General features: G+C 71.5%; 17 protein-coding genes. 12 read left to right on the top strand and 5 right to left on the bottom strand.

What is annotated here, in order from left to right; translation table 11 throughout:
- Positions 1 to 176: 176 nt before the first annotated feature.
- Entirely contained in the window at positions 177 to 1,199 is a 1,023-nt protein-coding gene (locus tag ACSMXV_RS09965) for a serine hydrolase (RefSeq protein ID WP_473177318.1), read from the bottom strand.
- A gap of 161 nt (positions 1,200 to 1,360) precedes the next feature.
- Between ACSMXV_RS09965 and ACSMXV_RS09960 the strand changes: the two genes are divergently transcribed.
- On the top strand, positions 1,361 to 2,092 hold the full coding sequence (locus ACSMXV_RS09960; protein ID WP_473177317.1) for an SseB family protein: 732 nt from the start codon (positions 1,361 to 1,363) through the stop codon (positions 2,090 to 2,092).
- Positions 2,093 to 2,189: 97 nt separating this feature from the next.
- On the opposite strand, the gene ACSMXV_RS09955 is transcribed toward ACSMXV_RS09960, so the two are convergent.
- The gene (locus ACSMXV_RS09955) at positions 2,190 to 2,609 is read right to left on the bottom strand and encodes a DUF1844 domain-containing protein (RefSeq protein ID WP_473177316.1); all 420 of its coding nucleotides are present in this window, start codon (positions 2,607 to 2,609) and stop codon (positions 2,190 to 2,192) included.
- A gap of 390 nt (positions 2,610 to 2,999) precedes the next feature.
- On the opposite strand from ACSMXV_RS09955, the gene infC reads away from it, so the two are divergent.
- The 10 genes from infC to ACSMXV_RS09905 all read left to right on the top strand — a co-directional run bounded on the left by infC (position 3,000) and on the right by ACSMXV_RS09905 (position 14,750).
- The gene (gene infC / locus ACSMXV_RS09950) at positions 3,000 to 3,644 is read left to right on the top strand and encodes a translation initiation factor IF-3 (RefSeq protein WP_078067422.1); all 645 of its coding nucleotides are present in this window, start codon (positions 3,000 to 3,002) and stop codon (positions 3,642 to 3,644) included.
- A gap of 139 nt (positions 3,645 to 3,783) precedes the next feature.
- Positions 3,784 to 3,978, top strand: coding sequence for a 50S ribosomal protein L35 (gene rpmI, locus ACSMXV_RS09945; RefSeq protein WP_007829094.1), 195 nt, complete (start codon positions 3,784 to 3,786; stop codon positions 3,976 to 3,978).
- Positions 3,979 to 4,084: 106 nt separating this feature from the next.
- Entirely contained in the window at positions 4,085 to 4,471 is a 387-nt protein-coding gene (gene rplT / locus ACSMXV_RS09940; RefSeq protein WP_067281263.1) for a 50S ribosomal protein L20, read from the top strand.
- A 216-nt stretch (positions 4,472 to 4,687) separates the two neighbouring features.
- A complete protein-coding gene (locus tag ACSMXV_RS09935; RefSeq protein ID WP_473177315.1) occupies positions 4,688 to 5,551 on the top strand; it encodes a TrmH family RNA methyltransferase in 864 nt (287 codons plus the stop codon).
- A 130-nt stretch (positions 5,552 to 5,681) separates the two neighbouring features.
- Positions 5,682 to 6,830: a sensor histidine kinase gene (locus ACSMXV_RS09930; protein WP_473177314.1), complete on the top strand. Its 1,149-nt coding sequence runs from the start codon at positions 5,682 to 5,684 to the stop codon at positions 6,828 to 6,830.
- Between the two features lie 145 nt (positions 6,831 to 6,975).
- Complete coding sequence (gene pheS, locus ACSMXV_RS09925; protein WP_473177313.1) at positions 6,976 to 8,106, top strand: phenylalanine--tRNA ligase subunit alpha; 1,131 nt, start codon at positions 6,976 to 6,978, stop codon at positions 8,104 to 8,106.
- The gene (gene pheT, locus ACSMXV_RS09920; RefSeq protein ID WP_473177312.1) at positions 8,106 to 10,634 is read left to right on the top strand and encodes a phenylalanine--tRNA ligase subunit beta; all 2,529 of its coding nucleotides are present in this window, start codon (positions 8,106 to 8,108) and stop codon (positions 10,632 to 10,634) included. Before pheS ends, pheT begins: the two co-directional genes overlap by 1 nt.
- 280 nt (positions 10,635 to 10,914) lie before the next feature.
- Positions 10,915 to 12,318: a PP2C family protein-serine/threonine phosphatase gene (locus ACSMXV_RS09915; protein WP_473177311.1), complete on the top strand. Its 1,404-nt coding sequence runs from the start codon at positions 10,915 to 10,917 to the stop codon at positions 12,316 to 12,318.
- Positions 12,319 to 12,748: 430 nt separating this feature from the next.
- Positions 12,749 to 14,089 carry a transcriptional regulator gene (locus ACSMXV_RS09910; protein WP_473177310.1) on the top strand — a complete coding sequence of 447 codons (1,341 nt, stop codon included), beginning with the start codon at positions 12,749 to 12,751 and terminating at the stop codon, positions 14,087 to 14,089.
- Positions 14,090 to 14,195: 106 nt separating this feature from the next.
- Entirely contained in the window at positions 14,196 to 14,750 is a 555-nt protein-coding gene (locus ACSMXV_RS09905; protein ID WP_473177309.1) for an NUDIX hydrolase, read from the top strand.
- 5 nt (positions 14,751 to 14,755) lie between these two features.
- On the opposite strand, the gene ACSMXV_RS09900 is transcribed toward ACSMXV_RS09905, so the two are convergent.
- Together ACSMXV_RS09900 and ACSMXV_RS09895 are read right to left on the bottom strand one after the other, a co-directional pair.
- On the bottom strand, positions 14,756 to 15,013 hold the full coding sequence (locus ACSMXV_RS09900; protein WP_473177308.1) for a hypothetical protein: 258 nt from the start codon (positions 15,011 to 15,013) through the stop codon (positions 14,756 to 14,758).
- A gap of 251 nt (positions 15,014 to 15,264) precedes the next feature.
- Positions 15,265 to 16,125: a 3-hydroxybutyryl-CoA dehydrogenase gene (locus tag ACSMXV_RS09895; RefSeq protein WP_473177307.1), complete on the bottom strand. Its 861-nt coding sequence runs from the start codon at positions 16,123 to 16,125 to the stop codon at positions 15,265 to 15,267.
- A 208-nt stretch (positions 16,126 to 16,333) separates the two neighbouring features.
- On the opposite strand from ACSMXV_RS09895, the gene ACSMXV_RS09890 reads away from it, so the two are divergent.
- Positions 16,334 to 17,599, top strand: coding sequence for a glycoside hydrolase family 10-like protein (locus ACSMXV_RS09890; RefSeq protein WP_473177306.1), 1,266 nt, complete (start codon positions 16,334 to 16,336; stop codon positions 17,597 to 17,599).
- 40 nt (positions 17,600 to 17,639) lie between these two features.
- On the opposite strand, the gene ACSMXV_RS09885 is transcribed toward ACSMXV_RS09890, so the two are convergent.
- The gene (locus ACSMXV_RS09885) at positions 17,640 to 17,837 is read right to left on the bottom strand and encodes a DUF1918 domain-containing protein (RefSeq protein WP_181657286.1); all 198 of its coding nucleotides are present in this window, start codon (positions 17,835 to 17,837) and stop codon (positions 17,640 to 17,642) included.
- Positions 17,838 to 17,907 lie beyond the last annotated feature (70 nt).

Raw genomic sequence — 17,907 nt, 5'->3', positions numbered from 1 at the left:
CGCGAGCGCCCTGCAGCCGGTCCGGCACATCGCTGTCGGCTCACGGCCCTGCAGCCGGGCGGGGCCATCGCCGTCGGCCCACCGCCCTGCAGTCGGTCCGGCGCACCGCCCGCGGCCGGTCCAGGCACATCGTCCGCATCTGCGCCCGGCGGCCGGGCCGGCACACCGCGGGTGCTCTACGCGTGCGGCTCCGAAACCGCGGATACCGCCGCCTTCGCCGCCCGTTCGACCAGGGAGACGCCCTTCTCCTTGGACGTGTTGCCGCCGGAGAGGACGGCGACGAGGTACTGCCGACCGTCCACCGTGACCCGCCCGATGCTGTTGATGTCCCACAGCGCGGTCGTGCTGCGCTGCAGCCAGCCGTTCTTCAGTGCCCACCCGGACCCTGCCGCCGCCGAGACACCCCAGTCCTGATCAGCGGCGATCTGCCCCATGAGCTCCTGGATGTACTCCCGTGACGCCTCGCTCAGCTCCGACGACGACCCGGACGACGCCAGGTCGGACGACGACCCCGACGATGTGTCGCCGAACGACGTCGAGCCCGTCGTCCCGAACACGGCCCGCAGTAGCGTCAGCTGGTCCTCGGCAGTCGTCTGCGTAAGACCCCAGCGGCCGTTCTCACCGGCCTCCGTCGAGGTCAGACCCAACCGCTCGTTCGCCGCGTTCAGACCCTCGGCACCGCCGATCGCGCGCCACAGCGCCGTCGCCGAGGCATTGTCGCTGTTCTCGATCATCGCCGTCGCGTACGTGCGTTCCTGCGCCGTCAGCTGCCGTCCCTCGTCCTGTGCCTTCAGCAGCAGCGCCGCCAGAATGTCGACCTTGACGATGCTCGCGGTGTCGTACGTCGAGCCGTCCCCGTACACCGCCGCGTCGCCGTCGTTCCCGGCATCGTCATCGTCCCCCGCCGCCTGGACGTCGCCGCCGTCCAGCGCGACGACGGCGACCGACAGCCGCGCCTCACCGTCCGACAGCACATCCGCGAGCGCCTCGGCGAGCCTGTCGTCGGGGTCCACGGTGGCCTCCTCGGTAGGGGTGTCCGACGGCGACGGGTCAGCTGACGCCGACTCGGTCGCCGACGTGGACGACGTGGCGGCCACGGGCTGTGCCATGCCGATCGAGTCGAGGACCGAGCTGCTGCAGCCCACCAGCGATCCCATGAGGACGGCGGTGGCGCAGACCGTGCGTATGTGCCGATGCATGCCCGGATGCTCGGCGGTCGTCCTGTGCGGACGGTAAGACCAGCCTCAGGGCCCACTGGGAAGACCATGAAGAGAAGACCATGAAGGCCGCCTGCCGAGGCAGGAGAAGCCGGACTCATGCCGCCTGCGGGTGCCGTCCGACGGCTCGGTAGGGTCGGACCGTGGCGAACAAGAACATCCCGGACCCCGGTTTCTCCGACGACGACGGCTCGGCCGACCCCGCGCTGAGCGCCGCGCTCGCCGCCTGGGCCGAGGACCGGACGGCCGAGCAGCCGGTGCTGGCGGCGCTCAGGGGCGCCCGGCTGCTGGTCCCCGTAGTCGCCGTGCTCGGCGAGGTCGAGGAGGACGAGAACGGCCTGCGCCGCGAGAAGACCAGCGACATGGCCGTGCCCACCCTCAAGGCCGGCGCGCGCACGGCACTGCCCGCCTTCACGTCCACCGACTCCCTGGCCCGGTGGGACCCGTCCGCCCGCCCCGTCGCCGTGCCCCTGCACCAGGCACTCCAGGCCGCGGCCCACGAAAAGGCCGACACGATCGTGCTCGACCTCGCGGGCCCCGTACCGTACGAGCTCACCGGAACCGCCCTGCTCGCGCTCGCCGAGGGCCGCACCACCACCGATCCGCTCGCCGATCCCGCCGTCACCGAAGCGGTGCGCGCCGCCGTCGCCGACGAGCCCGCGGTGCTCCGCGCCCACCTGGGCCCCGGTGACGCCGACGGCACCCTCGTCCTCGTCCTCGATCCCTCCGCCGCACCGGCCGAGGCGGTCCGGCGGATCGCCGAGCGCATCGCCGGCGACGACACACTGAGGGCCCGCCTGGTCCGCGGCCTCGATCTGGCAGTACTGCCGACCGGGACGACACCACCGGGCGAGCCCCTGTTTGTGCGTTCCTGACGCCTGTGTGCGGTTGTTGCTGACTGGTACGGGTTTCAAGCGTGCGGGCCCCATGCGTTGCGCGCTTCCGTGCCCGTCGGCCGGGGCCCGCGACGAGTCAGCCGAAGACCGGACCCGTGTACTTCTCGCCCGGCCCCTGGCCCGGTTCGTCCGGCACCAGCGACGCCTCGCGGAAGGCCAGCTGCAGCGACTTCAGCCCGTCGCGCAGCGGGGCCGCGTGGAAGGAGCTGATCTCGGTCGCGCTCGCGTCGAGCAGACCGGCCAGCGCGTGCACCAGCTTGCGTGCCTCGTCGAGGTCCTTGTGCGCCTCGCCGTCCTCGGTCAGGCCGAGCTTCACGGCGGCGGCGCTCATCAGGTTGACCGCGACCGTCACGATCACCTCGACCGCGGGAACCTCCGCGATGTCGCGGGTCATGGCGTCGAAGTCGGGGTTCTCCTCGGAAGCCACCGGAGAGGCGGCAGCCACCGCGGAGTCGGCAGGCGCCGAGGCGTCGGTCGTCGGGGTCGCGTCGTTCATGCCCCACACGATAGGCCCAGCCGCGGCGGCTCCCGCCGGGGGTGCGAGTCCGCGGGAGTCCGGTGCGCGGTGATTAGCCCCGTCACGGGAGAGCTGGTAGCCTTCCGTAATGACCGGTCGGACACCGACGTGCCCGACCCACAAGTGGAGGCTCCGATCTCCCACCTGACCGCCCCAGCGGGGCGGCGGGTCACCGGTCAGGCGGTTCGCCCTTCGGGCGATGTCCGCCCGATGCGCCCCGCTGTCACGCGACGGTGTTCCGGTAGTGCTAGGAGCCCCGCATGTGATCGTCCGGGGCATTTTTCATGCGCCGGCGCGGTTAGGTCTCACGAACAGAGACGTTACGCGGCTGTCCGCCAGACTGCCGCGTGGTGCTACCGAGGAGGATCCATCAGCGCCGAGCCCCGCATCAACGACCGGATTCGCGTTCCCGAGGTGCGACTTGTCGGTCCCAGTGGCGAGCAGGTGGGCATTGTGCCGCTTGCCAAGGCACTGGAGCTTGCGCAGGAGTACGACCTGGACCTGGTCGAGGTCGCGGCGAACGCCCGTCCGCCCGTGTGCAAGCTCATGGACTACGGGAAGTTCAAGTACGAGTCGGCCATGAAGGCCCGTGAGGCGCGCAAGAACCAGGCGCACACGGTCATCAAGGAGATGAAGCTCCGGCCGAAGATCGACCCGCACGACTACGACACCAAGAAGGGTCATGTCGTCCGGTTCCTCAAGCAGGGCGACAAGGTCAAGATCACGATCATGTTCCGTGGTCGCGAGCAGTCCCGGCCGGAGCTGGGTTACCGGCTGCTGCAGCGCCTCGCGGAGGACGTCCAGGACCTCGGTTTCGTCGAGTCGAACCCGAAGCAGGACGGCCGCAACATGATCATGGTCCTCGGGCCGCACAAGAAGAAGACCGAGGCGATGGCCGAGGCCCGTGAGGCCCAGGCGGCCCGCAAGGCGGAGGCAAAGGCCAACCCCGGCCGTTCGCAGAACGCCGCCGAGGAGATCGCCGAGGCCCCGGCCGAGGCTTCCGCCGAGGCCTGATCCCAGGACGCGAGTCCCGGGGGTCCAAGGGTCCCGGGACACCAGTCCAGGGATGTCAACCGAAACATCTGACGCTCCCCCGCATGCCCGGTTGAAAGACCGGGCATCGGAGCGCCACTGACGAGGAGAGAACGGCGCTATGCCGAAGAACAAGTCGCACAGCGGTGCCAGCAAGCGCTTCAAGGTCACCGGCTCCGGCAAGGTGCTCCGTGAGCGCGCCGGCAAGCGCCACCTGCTCGAGCACAAGTCGTCCCGACTGACGCGTCGCCTCACCGGCAACGCCGAGATGGCCCCGGGCGACGCCAAGAAGATCAAGAAGCTTCTCGGCAAGTGACGTCGTGGCCCCCGATGACCGGGGGCCGTGCGACGCCAGGACCGGGACCCATTCGATACCGGGTCGTGTGACGACACACCACGGCCCCGCTACAAGGAGTTAAGAAGTGGCACGCGTCAAGCGGGCAGTCAACGCCCACAAGAAGCGCCGGGCGATCCTCGAGCAGGCCAGCGGCTACCGCGGTCAGCGTTCGCGCCTCTACCGCAAGGCGAAGGAGCAGGTCACCCACTCCCTCGTCTACAACTACAACGACCGCAAGAAGCGCAAGGGCGACTTCCGTCAGCTGTGGATCCAGCGCATCAACGCCGCTGCCCGCGCCAACGGCATCACCTACAACCGCTTCATCCAGGGCCTGAAGGCCGCGGGCGTCGAGGTGGACCGCAAGATCCTCGCCGAGCTGGCCGTGAACGACGCGAACGCGTTCGCCTCGCTCGTCGAGGTTGCGCAGAAGGCGCTGCCGAGCGACGTCAACGCGCCGAAGACGGCGGCCTGACGGCTCGCCGAGCCCAGAGCGCTCCCGGACCCGCAGGCCTTGGGCCTGCGGGTCCGGTTGTGTCCGGGCCCCGTCAGCCCGCTCCCTCTAACCGTAAGAGGCACCGTGCGTCGTGGGTTGTGCCCACCCTCCCCCACTGCCTTAAGGGCGTGGGAGGTGCCCCCAGCCCTGCGGAACGCCTGCCCCCAACGGTTCGCGTCACTCGAAAGTGAGTCCATGCCCGGCCCCGAGCTGATCTCCGCCCGTTCGCCGCGTGTCGCCGCTGCCAAGCGGCTGGCCAGGCGCAACTTCCGTGGGAAGGAGCGCCGGTTCCTCGCCGAGGGGCCGCAGGCGGTCCGGGAGGCCGTGCGGTACCGGGACGGCGGTGAGCCCACGCTCGTCGAGCTCTTCGCGACCGTCGAGGCCGCCGAGCGGTACGCCGACATCGTCGGCGACGCCCGGGCCGTAGGGGCCCACGTGCACCTGGCCGCCGACGAGGTGATCGGCGAGATCTCGACGACGGTCACCCCGCAGGGCCTCGTCGGTGTGTGCCGGTTCCTCGACACGGACTTCGACGACATCCTCGCGGCCCGTCCCCGCCTGGTCGCCGTCCTCGCGCATGTACGCGACCCCGGCAACGCCGGCACCGTGCTGCGCTGCGCCGACGCCGCCGGAGCCGACGCCGTCGTCCTCACCGACGCCTCCGTCGACCTGTACAACCCGAAGGCGGTGCGCGCCTCCGTCGGTTCGCTGTTCCATCTGCCCGTCGCGGTCGGCGTCCCCGTCGAGCGGGCCGTCCAGGGGCTCAAGGACGCGGGCGTACGCATCCTCGCCGCCGACGGCGCCGGGGAGCACGACCTCGACACCGAGCTCGACCACGGCACGATGGGCGGCCCCACCGCCTGGGTGTTCGGCAACGAGGCCTGGGGCCTGCCGGAGGAGACACGCGACCTCGCCGACGCCGTCGTACGCGTGCCGATCCACGGGAAGGCCGAGAGCCTGAACCTCGCGACCGCCGCCGCCGTATGTCTCTACGCCTCCGCCCGTGCCCAGCGGGCCGCCGGCGGGTGCCGCGCCACGGCATCCGGGCAGAACCGCTGAGCAGCGGTGCGCCCGTGCGTCGACCGCACGCTTGTGCGGCGCGCGCTCACAGGGTGTCGTCGTGTCACCGACGCCTAGTAGGGTGACGCACTCGGGGGCCCACTGCCGGTTCGAGAGGTGGGGTACGGGGATGGTTGTCGGCACAGGCAGGACCGCGGAGGCAGGCAGGGCCTTCGCCCCTCCTTCGTGCGGCCCGGACGTCCCGGACGCCCTGGACGACCTGGAGAACCTGGGAATCGCCCCCGACGACCTGCCCGACGGCCTCGTCGTCGCCGACGAGGACGGCCGCGTCATCTGCTTCAACCGCGCGGCCTCCCGTATCACGGCGGTCCGCCGTGCCGACGCGATCGGCCGCCCTCTGGAGCGTGTACTCCCCCTGGAGGACCTCGAAGGCCGCCGCTGGTGGGGGCTCACCGATCCGTACGGCGGTCTCGCCACCCGTGTCGGGCAGCCCGAGCGCAATCTGCTGCTGCCGGGCGGCCGCGAGGTCCTGGTCTGCGCGCGGTACGTGCGTACCGCGCCCACCGGGCCCGTGCGCCGCGTCGTCGTCTCGCTCCGTGACACCGAGGCGCGCCGCCGCACCGAGCGCAGCCACGCCGAGCTGATAGCGACTGTCGCCCATGAGCTGCGCTCGCCGCTCACCTCCGTGAAGGGCTTCACAGCGACGCTGCTCGCCAAGTGGGAGCGGTTCACCGACGACCAGAAGCGGCTGATGCTGGAGACCGTCGACGCCGACGCCAACCGCGTCACCCGGCTGATCGCCGAGCTCCTCGACATCTCCCGTATCGACTCCGGACGGATGGAGCTGCGCCGGCAGCCCGTCGACATCGGGGCGGCCGTGGCCCGCCACATCCAGGCGCACGTGGCCGCGGGCCAGTCGGCCGACCGCTTCCTCGTACGGATCGAACACCCGCTGCCCGATCTGTGGGCCGACCCCGATAAGATCGACCAGGTGCTCAGCAACCTGCTGGAAAATGCGGTGCGGCACGGCGAGGGAACCGTCACCATCGAGGTGGCGTCCGCGCCCCTCAAGAACCAGTCGGCAGGAACGGCAGTCACCGTGAGCGACGAAGGTCCCGGCATCCCCGAGGAGTCGATGGGCCGCGTCTTCACCCGCTTCTGGCGGGGCAGCAAACGCGGCGGGACCGGCCTGGGCCTGTACATCGTCAAGGGCATCGTCGAGGTCCACGGCGGGACCATCACGGTCGGGCGCGCGCCCGGCGGCGGCGCCCAGTTCCGATTTACGTTGCCCGTGGGCGCCCCGGCCTATCTGCTCTGAGCCGGTCCAGCCGCCCGCGGGCTCAATCGCACACCTCACCCCGATAGACTCGGCCATTGGCACGTTTGTGTCCGCGTTCCTGGGCGACAGCGCCCCCCGAGTCGGGACGGGGCCTTCAGCCAGCCAATCGGAAGCACGGGAAGAGATGTCGGCACCGAACAAGTCGTACGACCCAGTCGAGGTCGAGGCACTGAAACCGGAAGAGATCGAGCGCATGCGGGACGAGGCGCTCGCCGCCTTCGCGGCCGCCGGCGACCTCGAGCAGCTCCAGGAGGCCAAGGTCGCCCACACGGGCGGCACGTCCCCGCTGGCCCTCGCCAACCGCGAGATCGGCGCGCTTCCCCCGCACGCCAAGGCCGACGCCGGCAAGCGCGTCGGGCAGGCCCGCGGCGCCGTCAGCAAGGCACTGGCCGCCCGCCAGGCCGAGCTCGAGGCCGAGCGCGACGCGCGCGTGCTGGTCGAGGAGGCCGTGGACGTCACGCTGCCCTATGACCGCGTACCGGCCGGCGCACGCCACCCGCTGACCACGATGATGGAGCGGGTCGCGGACGTCTTCGTGTCCATGGGGTACGAGATCGCCGAGGGCCCCGAGGTCGAGGCCGAGTGGTTCAACTTCGACGCGCTGAACTTCACGCCCGACCACCCGGCCCGGCAGATGCAGGACACCTTCTTCGTCCAAGGGCCGAAGGGCGGTGACAGCGACGGCGAGTCCGGTGTCATCCTGCGTACGCACACCTCGCCCGTGCAGGCCCGCGCGCTGCTCGACCGCGAGCCGCCCGTCTACATCGTCTGCCCCGGCCGCGTGTACCGCACCGACGAGCTGGACGCCACGCACACCCCGGTCTTCCACCAGATCGAGCTGCTGGCCGTCGACGAGGGCCTGACCATGGCCGACCTGAAGGGGACCCTGGACCACATGGTCCAGTCGCTCTTCGGAGCGGACATGAAGACCCGGCTGCGCCCGAACTACTTCCCGTTCACCGAGCCGTCCGCCGAGATGGACATGCTCTGCTATGTGTGCCGCGGAGAGTCGGTCGGCAACCCCGACAAGGCGTGCCGTACCTGCTCCAGCGAGGGCTGGATCGAGCTCGGCGGCTGCGGCATGGTCAACCCGCGGGTGCTGATCGCCTGCGGCGTCGACCCGGAGAAGTACAGCGGATTCGCCTTCGGGTTCGGCATCGAGCGGATGCTGATGTTCCGCCACAACGTCGAGGACATGCGAGACATGGTCGAGGGTGACGTCCGCTTCACCCGGCCTTTCGGGATGGAGATCTGATGCGGGTCCCGCTTTCCTGGCTGCGGGAGTATGTCGACCTCCCCGCCACCGAGACCGGTCGTGAGCTGCAGGCCAAGCTGATTGCGGCCGGCCTCGAGGTCGAGACCGTCGAGCAGCTCGGCGCCGACCTCAAGGGCCCGCTGGTCGTCGGGCAGGTCCTCACCATCGAGGAGCTGACCGAGTTCAAGAAGCCCATCCGGCACTGCATGGTCGACGTCGGCCAGGCCAACGGCACCGGCGAGCCCCAGGAGATCATCTGCGGCGCCCGCAACTTCGCAGAGGGCGACAAGGTCGTCGTGGCCCTTCCGGGCGCGATCCTGCCCGGCGACTTCCAGATCGCCGAGCGCAAGACGTACGGCCGTATGTCGCGCGGCATGATCTGCTCCAGCGACGAGCTGAACATGGGCGACGACGGCAGCAAGGGCATCATCGTGCTGCCGCCCGAGACCGAGATCGGCAAGGACGCCGTCGAGCTGCTCGAGCTGGTCGACGAGGTCCTCGACATCGCCGTCACGCCGGACCGCGGCTACTGCCTCTCGCTGCGCGGCATCGCCCGCGAGACCGCCACCGCGTACGGTCTGCCGCTGCGGGACCCGGCGCTCCTCGACGTGCCCGCCCCGAACCCGCACGGCTACCCGGTGAAGATCTCCGATCCGGGCGCCTGCGACCGCTTCGTCGCCCGCACCGTGTCCGGCCTGGACCCGGAGGCGCGCTCCCCGATCTGGCTGCAGCGCCGCCTGCAGAAGGCCGGGATGCGTCCACTCTCGCTCGCCGTCGACATCACCAACTACGTGATGCTCGAGCTCGGCCAGCCGCTGCACGCCTACGACCGGGGCCGCGTCCAGGGCGCCATCGGCGTGCGCCGCGCCGAGCAGGGCGAGAAGTTCACCACCCTCGACGGTGTGAAGCGCGTCCTCGACGCCGAGGACCTGGTGATCACCGACGACCGCGGCGCCATCGGCCTCGCGGGCGTCATGGGCGGCGCCAACACCGAGATCGCCGACTCGGTCACGGACCCGGAGACCGGCGAGATCCAGGGCACCACCGAGGTGGTCATCGAGGCCGCGCACTTCGACGCGATCGCCATCGCCCGCACGGCCCGCCGCCACAAGCTGTCGTCCGAGGCGTCCCGCCGCTTCGAGCGCGGCGTCGACCCCGCCGCCGCGTCGGCCGCCGCCCAGCGCACCGTCGACCTGCTGGTGCTGCTCGCGGGCGGCACCGCCGACGCCGGTGTCACCGAGGTCGCCGCGCCGTCCGAGCCGCGCACCATCACCATCCCGGCCGACCACCCGGACAAGGTCGCGGGCGTCCACTACGGCCGCGAGACCGTCGTACGCCGCCTGCAGGAGGTCGGCTGCGACGTCTACGGGCAGGACGAACTGGTCGTCACCGCGCCGTCCTGGCGGCCCGACCTGACCGACCCGAACGACCTGGCCGAGGAGGTCATCCGGCTCGAGGGCTACGAGAACCTGCCCTCGACCCTGCCCAAGCCCCCCGCGGGGCTCGGCCTGACCCCGCGCCAGCGGCTGCACAGCCGCGTCGGCCGCGCCCTGGCCGGCGCCGGATATGTCGAGGCGCCGAACTACCCGTTCATCGGTGAGGCGGTCCTCGACCAGCTCATGCTGCCCGCCGAGGACGCCCGCCGCCGCACGGTGAAGCTGGTCAACCCGCTCTCCGACGAGGAGCCCGCCCTCCGTACGACGCTGCTGCCGGGCCTGCTCGGTGCGCTGCGGCGCAACGACGGGCGCGGCAGCCACGACCTGGCGCTCTTCGAGACCGGTCTGGTCTTCCGGCCGACAGGTGAGGAGCCCGTGCCGGTCCGGCTGCCCGTGGACCGGCGTCCCACCGACGAGGAGATCGCCGGCCTCAACGCCGCGCTGCCGTCGCAGCCGCGCCGGGTCGCCGTCGTCCTGGCCGGGGCTCGGGAGCAGGCCGGCTGGTGGGGCAAGGGCTACCCGGCAACCTGGGCCGACGCGATCGAGGCGGCCCGCACCGTGGCCGGCGAGGCGGGCGTGCGGCTCGACATCCGCGCCGACCAGCACGAGCCCTGGCACCCCGGTCGCTGCGCCGCGCTGTTCGCCACGGTGGACGGCGAGGAGACCCTCGTCGGCCACGCCGGTGAACTGCACCCGCGCGTCGTGAAGTCCATGGGTCTGCCGGAGCGCACCTGCGCGATGGAGATGGACCTGGACCTGCTGCAGCGGGCGAGCGACGGCCTTCCGCAGGGCCCGCAGATCTCCTCGTTCCCGGTGGCCACGCAGGATGTCGCGCTGGTCGTCGACCAGGCCGTCCCGGCCGCCGAGGTCGAGAAGACGCTGCGCGAGGGCGCGGGTGAACTCCTCGAGTCCATCCGGCTGTTCGACGTCTTCACCGGTGAGCAGATCGGTGAGGGCAAGAAGTCTCTGGCATACGCGCTGCGCTTCCGCGCCGCCGACCGCACGCTGACCGTCGAGGAGGCCTCCGCGGCCCGCGACGCGGCGGTCGCGCTGGCGGCCGAGCGCACGGGGGCGGTGCTGCGCGGGGCGTAAGGCACTGCGCACGTGCGCAGTGCCACGTGCATAGTCCCTGGTGAGGGGCGCATCCGGAGGACTGGATGTGCCCCTCACTCATTCGGGTGGGAAGTCGCAGCGAGAGGTCTCGATCGGGGCGGCCGGTCGAAAGAATCGGTCCGGCCGCGGAGACGGCCTGCTCGCTGCTGCGCTCTCCCCAGGCGATCCCCGGGCCTGAGCCGACGGGCATGCCGCCTCCAAGGCACGGCAGGTCGACGTGAGGCAGACCGGGAACCAGGTCCTAGGCCTAGGGGGCGCCATGATCCGTTTCAAGGCTGGAGCTCCCTCCGCGGCAAGGACCCTGGTGGCCTCCTGGGCCAAGGGCCGGGCGTGCCTCACGCGCGGTCGCTGCCCGCAGTGGATACGACGGACCCTCACGCTCGGTCTGCCGACGGCGTGGGGCGCCCTCGCGATGCTGTACAAACTCACCTGCCCGCTCGCCCAGCAGAGCGACATGGGAGCGCGGATCGTCTCCAGCGCCGTCTTCTTCACCATCGGCACCGCGCTGGTACTGCACGTTCGCCGTGCCCTGCTGCGGGAGTTGCGCCAGGTCCGCAAGGTGGCGGGTGCCGCGCAGAACGTGCTGTTGCGTCCGCTGCCACCTCGTATGGACGGCCTCGCTCTCGCGGCCGGCCGGCTCTGTGCCGACCGCGGTGCCATGGTCGGCGGCGATCTGTACGAGGTGATGGCGACCGAGCACGGCGTACGGGTCGTCATGGGCGACGTACGAGGACATGGGCTGAGCGCGCTCGGAACTGTGGCCGCGCTGCTCGGGAGCTTCCGTGAGGCGGCGCACGACGAGCCCGATCTCGCCTCCGTGCTGCGTCGGCTGGAGCGCGCGATGGCCCGGCATCTGCGCGAGCGGGCGCGGGCCGAGCATCCCTCGTCCGGGCCCGCCGCATCCCCGGGTTGCGGCACCCCTGGCGCGACGGAACCGGACGGCCCCGCCGCCGAGGAGTTCGTGACCGTCCTGCTCCTGGAGATCCGCCGGGACGGCGAGATCGTTGCCCTCAACTGCGGGCATCCCTGGCCGTATGTGCTGCGGGGCGGGGGCGAGCGGGCGGTGGGTTCGGTGGGTCCTGAACGAGCAACCGCAGGAGCGGCGGAGGCCGTGAGCGGCTGCGTCGGGCCCGTCGTAGGTGCGGGCGGCTGCGTGGAGCCCGTCGCCGGTGGGGAGCCGATGCCGCCGCTCGGGCCGTTTCCGCTGCCGGACGAGCTGCCCGTACAGCGGTGCGGGCGGCTGCTGCCCGGCGAGGTGCTGTTCCTGCACACGGACGGTGTGGAGGACGCACGCGACGCCGCCGGCCGGTTCTTCCCCCTGCGGACCGTGCTCACCGAAGCCGTGCAGGCGGGGCAGGTCGCGCCGCAGGCCGTGATCCGCTCGGTGTATGCGCGGCTGCTGCAGTACACCCGCGGGGGACCGGCCGACGACGCGGCGCTCCTCGTGATGCGCAATGAACGCAAACACGCACCGAGCCACCGGGGCCCGGGCCCATCGGCCTCCGGGCCGCCCACGTCCTGGCCGGCCTCTTCCGGCCAACCGGCTTCCGGGACGCGTACGTCTGACGAGTCGCCCGCCGGTCCGGCGGCCTCTGAGGTCCCCGCCTCCGCCGAGCCGCCTGCTCACCGTCCCGCTTCCGGCGAACCGGCCGGAAGCCGGTAGGGGCGTCTGCCGACGGAAGGCCCGGCGGAGCAGCGGTGAACGCAGGACCCACCGCCGCGGCGCGCCGTCCGCCCTGCCGCGGAGTGTCGGGCAGTCGGCATGGGCGGACGGCGCGAAGACGGGCCGCCGCACTGTACGAGGGGGAGCCGGCGGCCCGGCCGGCCTCTTACGAGGCATTCCAGTCAAGCGAGTGGAAAGTGGCCGGAACAGAGCGCACACCACCCCGGATGCGGGCACTCCGTTCACACCCCGTGTGAAGTCCGGAGCCCTGGTCCGGATTCCATACGGGTCACGAACGGCGCCACCGCGCTAACCTGCCGGGCAAGACGGACGCCCTGCTGTCGGGCTGGGGGTCCGGGGCCCGCGGCGTGCCGCCGGTGGGCTCCCGGGCGGACGCAGCGTGCCGGCACCGAGCCACCGGAGGGCATCGATGCAGCCCAACACCCTGCTCGACGCGATTCTCGACGAGGCCGGCATCTCCCATGCGGGGCTCGCCGCCCATGTCAATCAGGCCGGCAAGGCGCGCGGCATCGCCCTCAGATACGAACACACCGCCGTCGCCCGCTGGTTGAAGGGCCAGCGGCCGCGCGGCCAGGTCCCCGACCTGATCTGCGAGGTCCTCGCCGCCCGGCTGCGCCGCCCCGTCACCCTCGATGACATCGGTCTCGGCGTACCGGGCAGACCGGCAGCGGTGAACGGCACCACGCTCTCCGGATTCGTGGACCGGGCCACCGCCCTGTGGCGCTCCGACGAGCAACAGCGGCCGCACATCCTCGGCGCCCCGGCTGTCACCGGCACGCCCGCGGTCATGCCCGTATGGGAGTGGGAGAACCCGCCCGAGGACGTCGACGTCTCCCGGGGCGGCAGGCACCCGGTCAGCACGGCCGACCTCGAGATGCTGCGCGCGGCCCGGGCGCACTACGAGCAGATGTACCGCAAGGCGGGCGGCGTCGCGACCCGCGCCCGTATCGTCGGCTTCCTCAACGCCGAGGCCGCGCCGCTGCTGCGCGGCAGATACGCGGACGCCACCGGACGCCAACTGCACCGCGCCACGGGCGGGTTGGTGGCCATCGCGGGCATCTGCGCCTACGACTCGGACGCGCACGGTCTCGCCCAGCGCTACTTCCACCAGGCCCTGCGTCATGCCAAGGCCAGTGGGGACCGGGGGCTCGGCGCCTATGTGATCGCCCTGCTCGTCAACCAGTCGCTGTTCATGCGCGAGTACCGCCAGGCCGTCGCCTTCGCGGAGGCGGCGCTGCGCGCGGCGGGTCGGCACATCACGCCGGCGCTCGCCTCCGACCTCTACGCGATGCAGGCCAAGGCGTACGCACACCTCGGCGACGGCAGCAGCGCACTGGCCTGCATCCGGCGTGCCGAGTCGGCGGCCGAACGTATCCGCCGCGGCCACGAGCCGGACGAGACCGGCTACGTCCAGCCGGGCCTGGTCAATGTTCAGGTGGCGGAGGCGCTCCTCAGCCTCGGCGATCTCGCGGCGGCGCGGGAGCACGCGGCGGCCGCGGTGGACACTCCGGCCCATGACCGGGGCCGCGTCCACCGGCTGGCCATGCTGAGCCACATCGAGCTGCGCCAGGGCAACGCCGAGCGAGCGGCCGCCACCGCGGTGGAAATGGCCGAACGGGCCAGGGGAATGGAGTCCCAGCGGCTGCGCGACAGACTCCGCGCGGTACGCGAACAACTGGTGAGCAGCGGCTGCGCGGGCACCGCCGAAGCAGCCGAACTCATCGACGGCGCACTGCGCGTACCGCTCTAGAAGGACCTCATCAGCGCGCGTACTACCACACGACGCCTTACCGCCCCTGCTGTGAGCACGCTCCTGCTGCGATATTGCCATCTATTCGGCGGAAGGTGGCAGAACCGTGCAGTGGACGAAACAGAGCGAACAGACCGTCTATGAGAACCGCTGGTTCAGCGTCAATCTGGCGGATGTCGAGCTGCCGGACGGCCGGCACCTCGACCACTTCCTGATCCGGCTGCGGCCCGTGGCCGTGGCCACCGTCGTCAACGAGGCCAACGAAGTCCTCTTACTGTGGCGGCACCGCTTCATCACCGACAGCTGGGGGTGGGAACTCGCCGCGGGCGTCGTCGAGGACGGCGAGGACATCGCCCACGCGGCCGCCCGTGAACTCGAGGAGGAGACCGGGTGGCGGCCCGGCCCGCTGCGGCACCTGATGAGCGTCGAGCCCTCCAACGGGCTCACCGACGCCGTGCACCACATCTACTGGGCCGACGAGGGCGCGTACACCGGGCATCCCGTGGACGCCTTCGAGTCGGACCGGCGTGAGTGGGTGCCGCTCAAACTCGTCCCCGACATGGTCGCCCGCGGCGAGGTCCCGGCCGCCAACATGGCGGCGGCGCTGCTGTTCCTGCACCACCTCAGGCTGGGCCAGGACGGTTCACCCCGTGTGCCGTAGCGGAGCTAGCCGCCGAGGGCCTGCCAGACCGCCGCGACCAGCGCTCCGACCGCGGCCAGGGCGGCTACGGCGGGCACGGGCCAGCGGGTGTGTTCGAGGGCGGCGACCCGGGCGGCCAGGTCGCCCAGATCCTTCTCGCTCTGTTCGTCGCGCTGCGTGAGCAACGCCAGTCCGCCATCGATGCGGGCCAGGCCCACCTCGAGGCAGCGGCGTAACTCCGCGAGTTCTTCCGGGACCACGGGATGCTCGGGGTCGGTGGTCACTGGTGCGCTCCTCTCCGTAGTCGTACATCCCTTGCATGCGCACGGAAAGTCAACCCTGCTGGTGGACGCGGCGGGAGAGTGTGCGAGGGGCATATGCGGGCCCGGGGCGCACACGGTGTGCGAACGGCGCGGGCCCGGCACTCCGAAGAGCGCCGGGCCCGAAACCGTTACAGTGCGTAAGCGTCACGCTGTGGCGTGCTGGGCCGTACGGGAACGCGGGGCGTAAGCGGAACGCCCGCGTACGGCGACGGTCAGGCGTATGTGTAGAAGCCCGACCCCGTCTTGCGCCCCAGCCGGCCCGCGTCGACCATCCGCTGCAGCAGCGGGGGAGCGGCGTACAGGGGCTCCTTGTACTCCTCGTACATGGAGTAGGCCACCGAGGCCACGGTGTCCAGGCCGATCAGGTCGGCGAGCTTCAGCGGGCCCATCGGGTGGGCGCAGCCCAGCTCCATGCCGTTGTCGATGTCCTCACGGCTGGCGATGCCCGACTCGAACATCCGGATGGCGGAGAGCAGATACGGGATGAGCAGGGCGTTGACCACGAAGCCCGAGCGGTCCTGGGCGCGGATCGCGTGCTTGCCAAGCACCTTCTCGACCAGGACCTGAGCCCGGCTGAGCGTGCCCTCGGAGGTGGTCAGCGCGGGGATCAGCTCCACCAGCTTCTGCACGGGTGCCGGGTTGAAGAAGTGGATGCCGATGACGTGGTCGGGCCGCGAGGTCGCGACGGCCAGCTTGACCAGCGGGATCGACGAGGTGTTGGACGCGAGGATGGCGTCCTGGCGGGTCACCACCTGGTCGAGCACCTGGAAGATCTCCGTCTTCACCTGCTCGTTCTCGACGACCGCCTCGATCACCAGGTCCCGGTCGGCGAACTCGCCGAGGTCGGTGGTGAAGCTCAGCCGCGCCTGGGTGGCGTCCCGCTCCTCCTCGGTGATCTTGCCGCGCTCGGCCGCCTTGGAGAGCGAGTTGTACAGCCGGGTGCGGCCGATCTCGAGGGCCTCGCCCGTGGTCTCCGCGACCTTGACGTCCAGCCCGGAGCGGGCGCACACCTCGGCGATGCCCGCCCCCATCTGGCCGCAGCCCACCACACCGACGCGTGCAATATCCCCCATAGGGTCCGTCACCTTGTGCCTTTCGCTCATCTTCGGGCGGCAGCGCCTCCATACTTTGGGGCCTGCCTCGGCCATGCACGTTACTCCGGATCCGCCGCTGCCCGGCGGGCCGGGGTCGCGACCCGGGCCGGGTGGACATGCGGGTACCTCCCAGGCCCTTAAGGCACTGGGGGAGGGACGGCCGACACACTGCACAGAGGGCGGGCAGATGCGACGTATGACACGCAGGGGATTCGCGACCGGCGCCGCGGTGGCTCTCACGGGTCTGGGGACCGCGGGGGACGTGGCGGCGACCGCGGCGGACGCGGCGGCGACACCGGGCGGCGGGCCCGGCTCATCGGCGGCAGTCACCGAGATGCGCGGCATGTGGCTCGCGACCGTCGCCAACCGCGACTGGCCCTCCCGCCCCGGCCTGACCGCCGCCCAGCAGCGCACGGAGCTGCTGAGGCACCTCGACAGGGCCGTGAGCCGCCGCCTCAACACCGTGATCATGCAGGTGCGCCCCACCGCGGACGCGTTCTGGCCGTCGTCGTACGAGCCCTGGTCCTCGTCCCTCACCGGGGTCCAGGGCAGGCACCCCGGCTGGGACCCGCTGGGCACCGCCGTCACGGAGGCGCACCGGCGCGGCCTCGAGCTGCACGCCTGGTTCAACCCCTACCGGGTGGCGAACCACGGGGACCTGGACCGGCTGTCCACGAGGCATCCCGCGCGCCAGCACCCCGGCTGGGTCGTGAAGTACGGCGGGAAGCTCTTCTACAACCCCGGGCTGCCCGAGGTACGGGACTTCGTACAGACCGCCATGCTCGACGCCGTACGCCGCTATCCCGTCGACGCCGTGCACTGGGACGACTACTTCTACCCGTATCCGGTGGCCGGGCAGGTCTTCGACGACGCCGCGGCGTACCGGCGGTACGGGTCGGGCTTTCCCAACCGTGCGGCCTGGCGGCGCGACAACACCGACCGGCTGGTGCGCGAGATGGCGGCGCGGATCAAGCAGGTCCGGCCGGGCGTCCGCTTCGGGATCAGCCCGTTCGGGGTGTGGCGCAACCGCAGCACCGACCGGCTCGGATCGGACACCCGGGCGGGCATTCAGACCTACGACGATCTGCACGCCGACACCCGGAAATGGGTGCGCAGCGGCTGGATCGACTACATCTGCCCGCAGCTGTACTGGCACATCGGCTTCGCCGCGGCCGACTACGCGAAGCTCCTGCCGTGGTGGACCGCCGTGGTACGCGGAACGGGCGTGCGGCTGTACGCGGGGGAGGCCCTGTACAAGGCGGGCGACCCGGCCCAGCCCGCGGCATGGCAGAACCCGGCCGAGCTCTCCCGGCACCTGACCTTCGGCAACGCCTTCCCCGAGCTGGGCGGGCATGTGTTCTTCTCGGCGAAGGAAGTGGCCGAGGACAGGATCGGCGCCATGGCGCGCGTCGTCCGCGACCACTACCCCGTGCGGGCCCGGGCGCCGCGCTGAGCCACCGTCCCGGGTTCCGCGCAGCGCCGAGCGCTCCTGGTTACTGCTGCTTCGGGTCCTTGTGCTGTACGACGGAGTCGGGGCCCGGCGACATCACGGCCTCGTGCCCGTCCTCGAACCGGACGCGGAAGGGCGGGTTGCCGTCCGCGCCCAGTACTTCGACAATCTCCGCGACCTTGTCGTGCTGGCCGACGATCCTGCCGTGCACCACCAGATGGTCGCCCTGAGTTGCGCGCATAGGAGTGACCTCCTCGTCCCTTCGGGGATCCCCCTCGGGTGGCCCGTCGAAAGCCGGGCGGCCCGTCGGG

Source organism: Streptomyces sp. DSM 42067 (genome assembly GCF_055792885.1).
The sequence above is the reverse complement of the archived record's forward strand: the minus strand, read 5'-3'. Positions and strand labels throughout refer to the sequence as shown.

Excerpts from the sequence above, each read along its gene's own strand:
- pheT (WP_473177312.1), top strand. The coding sequence starts at position 8,106 with ATGCGGGTCCCGCTTTCCTGGCTGCGGGAGTATGTCGACCTCCCCGCC.
- ACSMXV_RS09885 (WP_181657286.1), bottom strand. The coding sequence starts at position 17,837 with ATGCGCGCAACTCAGGGCGACCATCTGGTGGTGCACGGCAGGATCGTC.
- ACSMXV_RS09935 (WP_473177315.1), top strand. The coding sequence starts at position 4,688 with ATGCCCGGCCCCGAGCTGATCTCCGCCCGTTCGCCGCGTGTCGCCGCT.
- ACSMXV_RS09930 (WP_473177314.1), top strand. The coding sequence starts at position 5,682 with ATGGTTGTCGGCACAGGCAGGACCGCGGAGGCAGGCAGGGCCTTCGCC.
- ACSMXV_RS09890 (WP_473177306.1), top strand. The coding sequence starts at position 16,334 with ATGCGACGTATGACACGCAGGGGATTCGCGACCGGCGCCGCGGTGGCT.
- ACSMXV_RS09910 (WP_473177310.1), top strand. The coding sequence starts at position 12,749 with ATGCAGCCCAACACCCTGCTCGACGCGATTCTCGACGAGGCCGGCATC.
- ACSMXV_RS09895 (WP_473177307.1), bottom strand. The coding sequence starts at position 16,125 with ATGGGGGATATTGCACGCGTCGGTGTGGTGGGCTGCGGCCAGATGGGG.
- ACSMXV_RS09965 (WP_473177318.1), bottom strand. The coding sequence starts at position 1,199 with ATGCATCGGCACATACGCACGGTCTGCGCCACCGCCGTCCTCATGGGA.
- rpmI (WP_007829094.1), top strand. The coding sequence starts at position 3,784 with ATGCCGAAGAACAAGTCGCACAGCGGTGCCAGCAAGCGCTTCAAGGTC.
- ACSMXV_RS09915 (WP_473177311.1), top strand. The coding sequence starts at position 10,915 with ATGATCCGTTTCAAGGCTGGAGCTCCCTCCGCGGCAAGGACCCTGGTG.
- ACSMXV_RS09955 (WP_473177316.1), bottom strand. The coding sequence starts at position 2,609 with ATGAACGACGCGACCCCGACGACCGACGCCTCGGCGCCTGCCGACTCC.
- pheS (WP_473177313.1), top strand. The coding sequence starts at position 6,976 with ATGTCGGCACCGAACAAGTCGTACGACCCAGTCGAGGTCGAGGCACTG.